The following is a 13,292-nucleotide window of genomic DNA, read 5'->3' as shown; positions in this document are numbered from 1 at the left end:
CACCAGATGGTACGCTAGTGTGACCGGGCAAGCAAACGATCCGAAGCCGGAGACCCCATGACAAGCGCCGACGACGCACCCGCCCAGCGGTCAGAGCCGGGCGGCATCCGCGCCGTGAGCCGGGCCCTCGACGTGCTCGACTGCTTCGAGAACGAGGGCCAGTCACTCGCCGTCGCCGACATCGTTCGCCGCTGCGAGCTCCCGCGCACGACCGTGCTCCGCCTCGTCGACACCCTCGTGGGCGAGCGGATGCTGCAGCTGCTGCCCGACGGCCGCGTCAGCGTCGGCCCCCGCATGATCCGCTGGGGAGCCTTCGCGAAGGCAGCCTGGTCCGCCCCGGCAGCCACACTCGAGCGACTCCGGGAGCTTGCCGAGCAGACCGGTGAGACCGTGAGCCTCTACGTCCGGCGCGACCTCAAGCGCGTCGCCATCGCACAGGCGCCCGGACGACACACGATCCGCCACGTCGTCCAGGTCGGCGACGAGCTGCCCATCTGGCTCGGCGCCGCGTCCACGACCCTCCTCAGTGGAGAACGACCCGACGCCCTCGACGCGGTGCTCGCGCAGCTCCGTGCCGACGAGGGCATCGACATCGACACCGCCGCGCTGCGCCGACGTGTGGACAAGATCCGCGAGCAGGGCTGGGGCCTCAGCCACGGGGAGCGGGAGTCCGGCAACAGCGGGCTGGCGATGCTCGTGCCCGAGAACCCGGACCGGCCGCACCTGCAGCCCGTCGTCGTGGTGCTCGGCGGACCCACGGCCAGATTCGTCGACGCTCGCATCCCCGAGTTCGTCGACGCGCTCCGCGCCTGCGTGCGCGATGTGCCACGCACCGGGTTGCCGCCAGCCCTCGAATGACCTCGCGGTGCGGTCCGAGACCGCCCGCGCCCGCAAGCCAAGCAGGACCTTGAACCGACGAAGGAGACGGTGCGATGAGCGCAACGGTGTTCGTGACGGCCCCACGACTCGGTCATGCCGGGGTTCGAACCCTGGAGGACGCCGGAAGCAGGATCATCTACCTGCCTGAACGCGGCGGGCGCACCGAGGTCGAGGAGATCATGGCCAGTGAAGCGGTCGACGGGGTCATCTCCCGCACCGTCGAGCTGTCTGCCGCCGCCATCGAGGCCAGTCCGACGCTCCGGGTCATCTCGAAGCACGGCGTCGGCGTCGGCAACATCGACGTCGACGCGGCGACCGCCCGCGGAATACCGGTGTTCACCACGCCGGGGGCCAACGCCCAATCGGTCGCCGAGCTCACGATCGCACTCATGTTCAACGCCGCACGCCGAGTGTCCTGGATGGACGCGGAGATCCGAGCGGGACGCTGGAGCAGAGCCCAGGACGGGCGGCAGCTGGCTGGCGGGACGCTCTGCCTCGTCGGCACCGGCCAGATCGGGCAGCGGGTCGCGCGCACCGCGGCGGCGACGGGGATGCGCGTGCTGGCCTTCGACCCGGGGTTCGGCCTGGACTCCCCAACCCCCGAGCTGACCATGGTCGGCAGCCTCGAAGAGCTGCTGACGCAGGCCGATGTGCTGAGCATCCACGTGCCGCTCAGCGAACGGACGCGCGGCCTCATCGGCGCCCGGCAGCTCGCCCTGCTGCCGGCGGATGCCATCGTGCTGAACACGGCCCGCGGGGAGGTCATCGACGAGCCCGCGCTCGTCGAGGCGCTTCGCAGCGGCCAGCTCTTCGCTGCGGGCCTCGACACCACCTGGTCGGAGCCGATGGAGCCGGGCAACCCGCTGCTGGACTGCCCGAACGTGGTCGTCACCCCTCACGTCGGCGGCTCGACCCCGGCGGCACTGGAGGCCATGGCACTGGCCGCCGCCCGGAACATCCTCGGCTTCCTTGAGGGAACTCCCCCGGACGCGCGGTCCTGCGTGAACCCCGCCACTCTCTCGACCGAACGGAGCAACGCATGACCGAGCAGGACCCCACCGTGGCACCGGCCTGGCCGGCCGGCTACTTCATCGGCCAGCGGGCGCCCGACCTGCCGGCATCGCTGATCGACGCGTTCCGTGAGATCCCCGTCGCCGTCGCCGGCGACTGCCTCGGGCGCTCGGTCGGCGCGCTCGGTCTCCACGCCTACCATGGCGACGCGCCGCTCTCGGGGCAGGCCGTCACCGTGAAGATCCGGCCTGGCGACAACCTCATGGTGCACAAGGCCATGATGGATGCACACGCGGGCGACGTCATCGTGATCGAAGGCGGCGGCGACCTCAGCCAGGCGGTCATCGGGGGGCTCATCCGCACGAGCGCCATCGCCAAGCGGCTCGGTGGCTTCGTCATCGACGGGGCCCTCCGCGACGTCGCCGAGTGGCGGGAGGGCGGCATGCCCGCCTACGCCCGCGGCCACACGCACCGCGGGCCCACGAAGGACGGGCCGGGCCAGATCAACGTGCCCGTGTCCATCGCGGGCCTCGTCGTGAACCCGGGCGACCTGGTGCTCGGGGACCTCGACGGCGTCCTCGCCGTTCCTGCGCAGCGAGCCGAGTCGCTCCTGCAGGACGCACGCAGGCACCTCGACCGCGAAGCACGCATCCGGAAGCACAACGAGGAGGGCACTGCCGATCCCGAGCGCTTCAACGCGCTCCTGCGCCAGAAGGGCCTCCCTGTCTGAAACCGCACCCCGCCGCGTGCCGCGATCGCGCCGCCCGAGCGTCGCCTTGTCAAGGGCCGGGACCTGGCACCCAGCCCCGCGTACAGTGATCCGTCGGTCGTCGCGGCACCCCCGAGCCGCGGCCCAAGAGAGGCTTCCCCGTGCGACGGTTCCACTGCGATGTGTGCGAGAACGAGGTCTTCTTCGACTCGGTGTCCTGCGAGCGCTGCTCGTCGAAGCTGGGCTACGTGCTCAGCCTCGACGACGTGCTCGTCGAAGGTGGCGACGCGGCGGCTGACGCGGGCCTGCGGCGGTGCGGCAACTCCGAGCTCGCCGGATGCACGTGGCTGACGGCGCAGCCTGGCGGGCTGTGCGAGAGCTGCCAGCTCACCCGCACCCGGCCGAGCGACGCCGACGCGAAGGGGCTGCGCCTCTTCCCCATCGCCGAGGAATCGAAGCGCCACCTCGTCCGCGACCTCACGCGCCTCGGGTTCGCGACCCGCCCCGAGGAGAGCGGGGAGCCCGCGACCGTCGGCCAGGCACCCGTCTTCGACCTGCTCTCGAGCGTGTCGGAGAGCGTCACGATCGGCCACGCCAACGGTGTCATCACGATCGACCTCGCGGAGGGCGACGACAGCTACCGCGAGCAGGTGCGGCAGCGCCTCGCCGAGCCGTACCGCACGATGCTCGGGCACTTCCGCCACGAGAGCGGGCACTACTACGAGTGGCAGCTGGTCGAGCAGACCGACCGGATCGACGAGGCACGGGAGCTGTTCGGCGACGAGCGCGCCGACTACCAGGCCGAGATCGACCGGCACTACGACCAAGGCCCTCCCGAGGGGTGGCAGCGCGACTACCTGAGCAGCTACGCGACGATGCACCCCTACGAGGACTTCGCCGAGACGTGGGCCCACTACCTGCACATCCAGGACACGCTCGAGACGGCCGTGGCCTTCGAGCTGCTGCCCGCGCCGGAACCGGGCGCGTCCGCCCGCGACGTGGTCCTCGACAGCTGGATGCCGTTCGCGACGGCCATGAACGTCGTCAACCGCTCGCTCGGGCAGCGCGACCTCTACCCGTTCGTGCTGCCGGACACGGTCATCGAGAAGCTCGCGTTCATCCACTCGCTGCGCGAGCCCTCGAGCATCCCCGCCTGACCGGCGTCACCCTCAGGCCTCGGCTGCGCGCGTCGCGACGATCGCGCCGTGCGGCCGGGCTCCCGCATCCGTTCGGGCGTGCGCGTGCTCGACGATGAACCCGGCGTCGTCGAGCAGCCGCGCGAGGTCGGCGATGGGCCACGTGAAGGCCGTCGCGACCTTGTGCCCGAACGGCTCAACGGCTGACCCCTCGAAGAAGCCGACCAGCAGCCCGCCACCCGGGCGGATGCACCTCGCCAGTTCCGCGAAGGCGGCCGGCAGGCCGGACGGCTCCGTGTGGATGAGCGAGTACCAGACGAGCGCGCCGCCGAGGCTCGCCGACGGGACCCCGAGCGCCTCCGCCGTCCCCTGGCGATACCCGCAGTCGGGGTGCCGGTGCGCCGCGATGTCGACGAACTCCTGAACGGGGTCGATGCCCTCGATGTCGACGCCGAGCTCACGCAGCCACGCCGTCCAGTGTCCTGGCCCGCAGCCGACGTCGAGCACTGGGCCGTCGATCGCGCTCGCCCAGCGCTCGACGAGCGCTCGATCTTCCGCCTCCGTCGCCGAGATGCTGCCGAGCAGGTCCGCGTACTCCCGCGCCCGGCGCCCGTACGCCTCGAACGTCTGCCGTGCCATCATTCCATCGCTCCGGCGCGACCGCGGGAGGCGACTCGTGAGGCGCCGTCCATGGCGACGAGCCCTACCGGGTGATGGTGAGCTGGCCGATCGCGGTCACGGGCGCGACGCGGCCGTCGGACAGCTCGTACTGGCAGCCCACGATGCTGAGCGCGCCGCTCGCGACAGCATCGCTGATGACGCGCGAGCTGCGCACGAGAGCGTTGATCGTCGAGTACAGGTGGCGGCGGCCGACGGCATCCGCGTCGATCTGGGCCTCGTCGACGTACGGGGTCGACTGGTCGCTCGTGAACCACTCCTCCTGCACGGAGGGCTGGATGCGAGCGAGCTCGTCCTTGATGGCGGGCGTCACGTCGCGCGGGTGCGCAGTGGTCTGGTTGATGGCCGCCTTGACGGCACCGCAGGAGCCGTGGGCGAGCACCACGATGACGGCCACGCCGAGCTCGGCGACCGCGAACTCCATGGTGGCCGTCGTGTTCTCGTTGGCGATCTGCCCCATGTTGCGGGCGACGAAGAGGTCGCCGAGGCCGCAGTCGAAGAGGATCTCGGCGGCGACACGCGAGTCGGAGCAGCCGAGGAACGCGGCGTTCGGCGCCTGGCTTCCCGAGATCTCGGTCCGTCGGGCCGCGCTCTGCTGCGGGTGCAGCAGGTCGCCCTTGATGAAGCGCTCGTTGCCCTGGACGAGGTCATCCCACGCCTGCTGGGGGGTGACTCTTGCTGCCGTCATCGTTGCTCCTTCGTGCTGAAACCTGTGACTGCCGGGGGTGCATCCGGTGCCGGATGCGCGAGCCACGTCTGGGGCGTGGCGCCGTCCAAGCGTACTCACCCGCGGGGCGCAAGATCGTCCTGCTGAATTGCCAGCCGTCAACGATGCTCCGGAAAGTGTGAGAACGTCAGTTCCCAAGATCAGGGTCGATGGGAGGTGGCGCGTGCGCCGTGGACACAATCTGGGTGCGGTCGGCGAGTTCAACCAGGCCGTCATCCTCGACCTCATCCGCCGCGCGCCGGACGGCTTGAGCCGGGTCGAGGTCGCGCAGGCCAGCGGCCTCTCCGCGCAGACCGCCTCGAACATCACGCGCCGCCTCATCGACGGTGGCCTCGTGCGCGAAGGCGAACGCCTCATCACGGGGCCGGGGAAGCCGCGCACGCTGCTGCGTCTCAACGCGTCGAGCCGGTACACCGTGGGCGTGCACCTCGACCCGACCGTGATCACCTACGCCCTCCTCGACCTCGCCGGCTCGGTCGTGGCAGATCATCGCGCACGCACGCCGACGGCACCGGACCCCGCTGGCGTCATCGCCGACATGGCGCACGAGATCTCGGCGATCCTCGAACGCCAGTCGATCCCCCGCGAGCAGGTGCTCGGCGTCGGCATCGCCGCCCCCGGCCCCCTCGACGCCTCCCGCGGCAACGTCCTCGACCCGCCGATGCTCGACGGCTGGGACGTCGTCCCGCTTCGGGATGCGCTCAGCCAGGCGACCGGCTTCCCGGTTGTCCTCGAGAAGGACGTCACTGCGGCCGCGATCGCCGAGCTCTGGGTCGACTCGGGCCCGCGGCGAGACAACTTCGCGTTCTTCTACTACGGCACGGGCATCGGCATCGGGCTCGTCATCAACCACGAGGTGCTGCGCGGCGCGAGCGACAACGCCGGCGACATGGGCCACATCATGGTGCAGGCGGATGGCCCCGTCTGCTCGTGCGGGAGGCGCGGCTGCGTGGGCGACCTGGTCGTCCCGCACCGCATCGTGCAGCGGGCGCTCGCCGCTGGCCTGATCGCCGCCGACTCCCCCGTGGATCGCGCCGACTTCGACGACGTCGACCGCCTGTTCACGGAGTTCACGGTGCTCGCCATGCGGCACGACAGCGTCTCGCGAGAGATCGTCATGGGGGTCGCGACGCAGATCTCGCGAGCCATCGTCTCCATCGTGAACCTCCTCGACGTCGACACCATCGTCTTCGGCGGCCCGTTCTGGCGACGCATCGAGCCTGCCCTCCTCGGCGCCATCCGCCACCTCGTGAACACCGACCCGGCCCTCATCCCCAAGCACCCGATCCACATCGAGAACTCCGGCATCGGCGAGGACGTCGCCGCCATCGGGGCAGGTTGCCTCGTGCTCGATCAGAGCCTCGCGCCGCACACCTCCGCGCTGCTGATCTCGCGCTGACCGGCTCCGCCTCGTCCCCTCCGGCGCATGTTCGGGGGCTTGCAAGAATGTCTTGACACGAGTTAATCCAATCGGTTTACTTATGGCAGGCCGAAGGCCCGACACCGAAGTCGGACCACACGGAGAACGGTCGTGGAGCAAAGGAGCACCATGAAAAATCGCACACTCGGGGCCGTGGCAGTCGCCGCCGCCGCTGTGCTTGCACTCTCTGCCTGCGCTGGAGGTGACTCGGGCGGAGGCGACTCGAACACCCTCAAGGTCGCCTACCAGAAGTTCGGGCAGTTCACGCAGATGGACGACCACATGCAGAAGGTCAAGGCCGAATACGAGGCGGCCAACGAAGGCATGACCGTCGAGCTCATCCCGATCGAGGCGCAGGAAGCCGACTACTTCGCGAAGCTCGCCCTCATGAACCGCTCCCCCGCGACGGCTCCGGACGTCATGTACGAGGACACGTTCATGGTCAAGACCGACGTCGAGGCCGGCTACCTCGCTCCCCTCGACGACTACGTCGCAGACTGGGCCGACTGGGAGCAGTTCCCCGAGAACGCCCGCCAGGCTGGGCTCGGCGACGACGGCAAGGTCTACGGCATCCCGATGGGCACCGACACCCGCGCCCTCTGGTACAACCAGGACATCCTGAAGGCCGCAGGCGTGCAGGTGCCGTGGGAGCCGAAGACGTGGGACGACATCATCGCCGCGGCCGAGGCCGTGAAGGCCCACGACCCCAGCATCCGCCCCTTCAACATCTACTCCGGCAAGGCCATGTCAGAAGGCGCCTCGATGCAGGGATTCCAGATGCTGCTCACCGGCACCGAGGACGAGCTGTTCAACACCGACGAGCAGAAGTGGGTGACGGGCTCGCAGGGCTTCATCGACTCCCTCACGTTCGTCGGCGACATCTACCAGGGCGGCCTCGGGCCGACCCCGCAGGAGGCGCTCGACAAGAACGTCGGCACGAACATCAACACCGACTGGATCCCGAACGGCCAGCTCGCGATGAGCCTCGACGGCTCGTGGGTGAGCGGCACCTGGCTCGAGTCGGGCTCCAAGCCGTGGCCGGAGTGGTCGGACGTCATGCAGGTCACGCCGATGCCGACGCAGGACGGGCAGGACCCGGGCGTCACGAGCATGTCGGGCGGATGGACGCTCGCCATGGGTGCTGGCACGAAGAACCCGGATGCGGCGTGGGACTTCATCAGCCTCGCCCTCAACCAGGAGAACGCGCTGAGCTACGACGTCGCGGCCAGCCAGGTGCCGGTGCGCACCGACGTCGCCGAGGCGCCAGAGTACACGGACGCCAACCCGACCTTCGGGTTCTTCGCGGACCTCGTGCCAGACACGAACTTCCGCCCGGCGAACTCCGACTACTCGCAGGTCTCAGCGGCGATCACGGTGGCCATGGAAGCCGTCATGACCGGCCAGCAGACTCCTGAGGAGGCCGCCGCCGCCTACGACAAGGCCGTCATCGGCATCGTCGGCGAAGAGAACACGACGTCGGCGTCGAGCTGATGACCGCCACCCTCACACCGACCTCGGGGGCGCCCCGCGCCCCCGAGGCTGGGAGGCCCGCACCGAAGCGACGCAAGGCGGTGACACGCCTCACGCGCGGCGTGCCGCTGCTCCCCGCCGTCGGCCTCCTCGCCGTCTTCCTGCTCGGCCCCGTCATCTCGTCGTTCTACGGCTCCTTCACCAACTCGTCACTGAGCGGTGTCGGCGCCTCGAGCGCAGAGTTCGTGGGCTTCCAGAACTACACCGATCTCTTCGCGAGCCCCGACTTCCCGAAGTCGGTGCTCATCACCCTCATCTTCCTCGTCGCCTCCGCGATCCTCGGGCAGAACGTGCTCGGGCTCGGCCTCGCAGTGCTCATGCAGTCGTCGAACAAGGTCGTCCGCAGCACGGTCAGCACGATCGTCGTGACCGCCTGGGTGCTGCCGGAGATCGTGGCCGCCTTCGCCGCCTACGCGTTCTTCAGCGACGCGGGTACGCTCAACACGATGCTCGCGGCCATCGGCATCACCGGCCCGAACTGGCTCTACACGCTGCCGCTGCTGAGCGTGATCCTCGCCAACACGTGGCGCGGCACCGCCTTCTCGATGCTCGTCTACCGCGCGGCACTCAACGACGTGCCACCGGAGATCACCGAGGCGGCCGAGGTCGACGGCGCGAAGGGGTGGCAGCGCTTCGCCCTCATCACGCTGCCCATGATCCGCCGCAGCATCTCGACGAACCTCATGCTCACGACCCTGCAGACGCTCTCCGTCTTCGCGCTCATCTTCGTGATGACCAACGGCGGGCCAGGCACCGACAGCACCACGCTGCCGCTGCTCGCCTACCAGGAGGCGTTCCGCTTCGGCCAGCTCGGCTTCGGCACCGCGATCGCCACCATGCTCCTGCTCGTCGGCGCGCTCTTCTCGGTCGCCTACATCAGGGCCCTCAAACCGGAGGTGGACTGACCATGACAACCCACGCATCCGTGGCCGCGGCTGACCCCGCGCCCACCACCAGGTCCATCGCGACCGGCAGCCACCACGTCGAGACGAGCGCGGCCGCCCCGAGGGGGCGCGCGATGCGCTGGTTCGCCAACATCGTGCTCAGCGTCATCGGCCTCGTCTTCCTCCTCCCCCTCGTCTGGCTCGTCCTCGCGTCGTTCGACTCCACCGCGACCCTGTCGGTGAAGTGGCCGGAGGCCCCGTCGCTCGCCAACTTCACGGCAGTCCTCACCCCGGAGATCTCGCTGATCCCGCTCTGGAACAGCCTCGTGCTCTCCGGCGGATGCGCGATCGTGACGGTGCTCGCGGCGATCCTCGCCGCGTATCCGCTCTCCAGGTACAAGTCGCGCATCAACAAGCCGTTCCTGTACGGGGTGCTGTTCGGGACCTGCCTCCCGATCACGGCGATGATGGTGCCCGTCTACGCACTGTTCGTGGCGTTCAACCTCATCGACAACATGTTCGGCACCATCCTCTTCCTCGCCGCGACCTCGCTGCCCATGGCGATCTGGATGATGAAGAACTTCATGGACTCGGTGCCCGTCTCCCTCGAGGAGGCGGCCTGGACGGACGGCGCCTCCGCCATGGCGACGCTGCGACTCATCGTCGTGCCGCTCATGCGGCCGGGCATCGCCGTCGTGTTCATCTTCGTCTTCATCCAGACGTGGGGGAACTTCTTCATCCCCTTCATCCTGCTGCTGAGCCCAGACAAGCTGCCCGCCGCGGTGAGCATCTTCTCGTTCTTCGGCCAGTACGGCGCAGTCGCATACGGGCAGCTGGCCGCCTTCTCCCTCCTCTACTCCGTGCCGGTCCTGGCGCTGTACGTGCTCGTGTCCCGCCTCGGCGGCGGCTCGTTCGCGCTCGCCGGCGCCGTCAAGGGCTGACCCTCGACCCCCCAACGTCTCCTTCAACGCAGAAAGGCGCTTCATGCCTGACCCCACGCAGTTCGTCGACCTCCGCATCCGCCGGTTCGTGTCCGAACGACTCACCCCCGCCATCTACCGCGAGCGCCAGCAGCTCACGGTCACCTCGTGGGACGTGCCGGGCGAGCCCGTTCCGTTCGCCGAGGCCGTCACCCAGCAGTTCGCGCCCTTCCGGGTCGGCGACGAGTGGAGCCGCCCGTGGGGAACCACGTGGTTCCACATCACCGGCACGGTTCCCGCCGACTGGGAGATGACGGATGCTCGCGTCGAGGTGCTCGTCGACCTCGGCTTCGTGAGCGGCCACCCCGGCTTCCAGGCCGAGGGCCTCGTCTGGACCCCCGAGGGGCACATCCTCAAGGCCATCGAGCCCCGCAACACCGCGGTGCCGCTGGAGATCGGGCCAGGCGACAGCATCGACCTCTATATAGAGGCCGCCTCCAACCCGGATGTGCAGGGCGAGTCGGTCTACGCGCCGACCCCCATGGGCGACCTCGCCACGTCCGGTGATGCCCCGATCTACCGCACCCGGGTCCTCGACATCGGCCTGCGCGACGTACCCGTGTGGGAGCTCGCGCAGGACGTGTGGACGCTCGACGGCCTGTGGCGCGAGCTGGGCGAGGAGCAGCCGCGTCGCGCGGAGATCCTGCGCGGACTCGAGCGCCTCATCGACACGCTCGACCCGGACGACATCTCCGGCACGGCGGAGGCCGGGCGCGAGGTGCTCGCGCCGCTGCTCGCCTCCCCCGCCTACGCGAGCGCCCACCACCTGGTCGCCGTCGGGCACGCGCACATCGACTCGGCCTGGCTGTGGCCCGTGCGCGAGACGATCCGCAAGTGCGCCCGCACCTTCTCGAACGTGCTGTCGCTCATGGACGAGAACGACGACTTCCTGTTCGCCTGCTCGTCGGCGCAGCAGTTCGCGTGGATGAAGGAGCACTACCCGGACCTGTTCGAGCGCATCAAGGTGCGGGTCCTCGAAGGACGCTTCGTGCCCGTCGGCGGCATGTGGGTGGAGTCGGACACGAACCTCCCAGGAGGCGAGGCCATGGCCCGCCAGTTCGTCGCGGGCAAGGGCTTCTTCATCCGCGAGTTCGGCATCGAACCGCCAGAGGTGTGGCTGCCAGACTCCTTCGGCTACTCGGCGGCGCTCCCCCAGATCGTCAAGGCCGCGGGGTCGAAGTACTTCCTCACGCAGAAGCCGTCGTGGAACGAGACGAACGTCATGCCCCACCACACCTTCAACTGGGAGGGCATCGACGGCTCGCAGGTGTTCACGCACTTCCCACCCGTCGCCACCTACAACTCCGTGCTCTCGCAGGAGGAGCTGCACAAGGCCCAGCGCGACTACAAGGAGAAGGGCGAGGCCAACTCGTCGCTCGTGCCGTTCGGATACGGCAACGGTGGCGGCGGCCCGACGCGCGAGATGGTCGCGGCGGCCGAGCGGACCCGTGACCTCGAGGGCTCCCCGACCGTGGAGATGACCAGCCCGCAGGCGTTCTTCGAACAGGCCGAGGCCGAGCTCGCGCAGCCGCCCGTCTGGTCGGGCGAGATCTACCTCGAGTTCCACCGCGGCACCTACACGTCGCAGGCGCGCACGAAGCGCGGCAACCGGCGCAGCGAGCACCTGCTCCGCGAGGCGGAGCTGTGGGCGAGCGCCGCCGCGATCCGCACGGGCGCCGAGTACCCGTACGCCGAGCTCGACTCGGCCTGGCAGACGGTGCTGCTGCAGCAGTTCCACGACATCCTGCCCGGGTCGTCCATCGCCTGGGTCCATCAGGTCGCGGAGGAGCACTACGAACGGGTCGCGGGTGAGCTCGAGACGCTCATCGCGTCGGCGCTCGGCTCGCTGACGGGAGAGGGCGAGACGGCGCTGCTCGCGAACGCCGGACCCTACGCAGTGGACGGCGTGCCCGCGCTCGGTGGTGGCGCATCCGGTGCGGGCTCGACTGCCGCCCCCGCTCCCGTCACCCTCACGCGGTCCGGCGACGATCTGGTGCTCGACAACTCGCTCGTGCGAGTCACGATCGACGCCGACGGACTCGTCTCGTCGCTCTTCGACGTCGCCGCCGACCGCGAGCTGGTCCCTGCCGCCGAGCGCGCCGCCGAGCTGTGGGTCTACCGCGACACCCCCGCACAGTGGGATGCGTGGGACATCGACGTGCACTACCAGCGCCACGGCCGGCCGATCCGGTCGGTCGAGTCGGTCGAGGTCGTCTCGGAGAGCGCCGACCGGGTCGTCGTGAAGGTGTCGCGTTCGGACGGTGCGAGCACGTTCGTGCAGGAGCTGTCGCTGAGCGCGGGGCGCCCGACGCTCGACCTGACGACGGACGTCGACTGGCACGAGCGGCAGAAGCTGCTGAAGCTGGCGTTCCCGCTCGACGTGCACGCGGAGCGGTCGTCGTCGGAGATCCAGTTCGGGCACGTGAACCGGCCGATCCACCGCAACACCTCGTGGGATGTGGCTCGGTTCGAGACGAGCGCGCACCGTTGGGTGCATGTCGGCGAGACCGGGTACGGCGTCGCCGTCGCGAACGACTCGACCTACGGGCACGACGTGACGCGCACGACCCGCGACGGCGGGGGTACGACGACCCTCGTGCGGGAATCCCTGTTGCGGGCGCCGACGTTCCCGGACCCGCACGCCGACCAGGGCCGACACGTGCTGCGCACCTCGGTGCGCGTGGGTGCGGACGTGCTGGATGCGGCAGCGGAGGGCTACCGGCTCAATGTCGGCCCGCGCCCGGTGACGGGTTCGGCGCCGATCGAGCCGCTGCTCACGGTCGACGACCCCGCGGTTGTCGTGGAGGCTGTGAAGCTGGCGGAGGACAGGAGCGGCGACGTGGTGGTCCGCTTCTATGAGGCTCGCGGTGCGAAGGCTCGGGCGACGGTGACGCCCGGGTTCGCGTTCGAGTCGGTCGCTGAGACCGACCTGCTCGAGCGTGACGTCGACCAGACGGCGATCGTGGATGCCGAGGGCGCGCTGGCGCTGTCGGTGCGCCCGTTCCAGCTGGTCACGCTGCGCTTCCGTGGGGTGTCAGCGCTGCGCTGACATCTGGGGAGACCGGGCGGCGCAGACTGCGCTGCCCGCCCGGTCCGACGCTGTGGCGAACCGCACCTCCCGCTCCTGGGTGCCGGTTCGCCACAGCTGCGTCCGGGCGCAGCGTTGTGGGCAACTGCGCTCGCGACGCCCCACGAGCGCACTCAGCCACAACCCTGCGGGCCATGCCGGCGCCGTGCGACCCTCCCACTGCAGCCCCCCCCCCCCCCCCCCCCCCCCCCCCCCCCCCCCCCCCTCCCCACCCCCCCCACCCCCCCCCCCCAACACCTCCCCCACTCTC

The 13,292-nt window shown here is 69.9% G+C and carries 11 protein-coding genes; 9 read left to right on the top strand and 2 right to left on the bottom strand.

The window, feature by feature from the left end:
- Positions 1–57: 57 nt before the first annotated feature.
- The 4 genes from C5C17_RS06160 to C5C17_RS06145 all read left to right on the top strand — a co-directional run bounded on the left by C5C17_RS06160 (position 58) and on the right by C5C17_RS06145 (position 3,756).
- On the top strand, positions 58–858 hold the full coding sequence (locus C5C17_RS06160; protein WP_104252516.1) for an IclR family transcriptional regulator: 801 nt from the start codon (positions 58–60) through the stop codon (positions 856–858).
- Between the two features lie 74 nt (positions 859–932).
- On the top strand, positions 933–1,922 hold the full coding sequence (locus C5C17_RS06155) for a hydroxyacid dehydrogenase (protein ID WP_104252515.1): 990 nt from the start codon (positions 933–935) through the stop codon (positions 1,920–1,922).
- On the top strand, positions 1,919–2,620 hold the full coding sequence (locus tag C5C17_RS06150; protein WP_104252514.1) for an RraA family protein: 702 nt from the start codon (positions 1,919–1,921) through the stop codon (positions 2,618–2,620). The genes C5C17_RS06155 and C5C17_RS06150 overlap by 4 nt, the downstream gene beginning before the upstream one ends.
- Positions 2,621–2,760: 140 nt before the next feature.
- The gene (locus C5C17_RS06145; RefSeq protein WP_104252513.1) at positions 2,761–3,756 is read left to right on the top strand and encodes a putative zinc-binding metallopeptidase; all 996 of its coding nucleotides are present in this window, start codon (positions 2,761–2,763) and stop codon (positions 3,754–3,756) included.
- Between the two features lie 12 nt (positions 3,757–3,768).
- Here C5C17_RS06145 and C5C17_RS06140 read toward each other — a convergent pair whose 3' ends face one another.
- Together C5C17_RS06140 and C5C17_RS06135 are read right to left on the bottom strand one after the other, a co-directional pair.
- Complete coding sequence (locus C5C17_RS06140) at positions 3,769–4,377, bottom strand: class I SAM-dependent methyltransferase (RefSeq protein ID WP_104252512.1); 609 nt, start codon at positions 4,375–4,377, stop codon at positions 3,769–3,771.
- 61 nt (positions 4,378–4,438) lie between these two features.
- Positions 4,439–5,101 carry a carbonic anhydrase gene (locus tag C5C17_RS06135; RefSeq protein ID WP_104252511.1) on the bottom strand — a complete coding sequence of 221 codons (663 nt, stop codon included), beginning with the start codon at positions 5,099–5,101 and terminating at the stop codon, positions 4,439–4,441.
- A gap of 202 nt (positions 5,102–5,303) precedes the next feature.
- On the opposite strand from C5C17_RS06135, the gene C5C17_RS06130 reads away from it, so the two are divergent.
- The 5 genes from C5C17_RS06130 to C5C17_RS06110 all read left to right on the top strand — a co-directional run bounded on the left by C5C17_RS06130 (position 5,304) and on the right by C5C17_RS06110 (position 13,003).
- Entirely contained in the window at positions 5,304–6,539 is a 1,236-nt protein-coding gene (locus tag C5C17_RS06130; protein WP_104252510.1) for an ROK family transcriptional regulator, read from the top strand.
- A 150-nt stretch (positions 6,540–6,689) separates the two neighbouring features.
- The gene (locus tag C5C17_RS06125; protein WP_104252509.1) at positions 6,690–8,051 is read left to right on the top strand and encodes an extracellular solute-binding protein; all 1,362 of its coding nucleotides are present in this window, start codon (positions 6,690–6,692) and stop codon (positions 8,049–8,051) included.
- Positions 8,051–8,995: a carbohydrate ABC transporter permease gene (locus C5C17_RS06120; protein WP_104252508.1), complete on the top strand. Its 945-nt coding sequence runs from the start codon at positions 8,051–8,053 to the stop codon at positions 8,993–8,995. The genes C5C17_RS06125 and C5C17_RS06120 overlap by 1 nt, the downstream gene beginning before the upstream one ends.
- A gap of 113 nt (positions 8,996–9,108) precedes the next feature.
- A complete protein-coding gene (locus tag C5C17_RS06115; RefSeq protein WP_258066019.1) occupies positions 9,109–9,915 on the top strand; it encodes a carbohydrate ABC transporter permease in 807 nt (268 codons plus the stop codon).
- Positions 9,916–9,958: 43 nt separating this feature from the next.
- Positions 9,959–13,003, top strand: a complete 3,045-nt coding sequence (locus tag C5C17_RS06110) for a glycoside hydrolase family 38 C-terminal domain-containing protein (protein ID WP_104252506.1) — start codon at positions 9,959–9,961, stop codon at positions 13,001–13,003.
- The last annotated feature ends 289 nt before the right edge of the window (positions 13,004–13,292 follow it).

The sequence above is a fragment of the Pseudoclavibacter sp. RFBA6 genome, from assembly GCF_002931575.1.
In the GTDB taxonomy this organism is placed as follows: domain Bacteria; phylum Actinomycetota; class Actinomycetes; order Actinomycetales; family Microbacteriaceae; genus Pseudoclavibacter; species Pseudoclavibacter terrae.
Note: the sequence above shows the minus strand (reverse complement) of the source record. Positions and strands in the feature narration are given on the sequence as shown.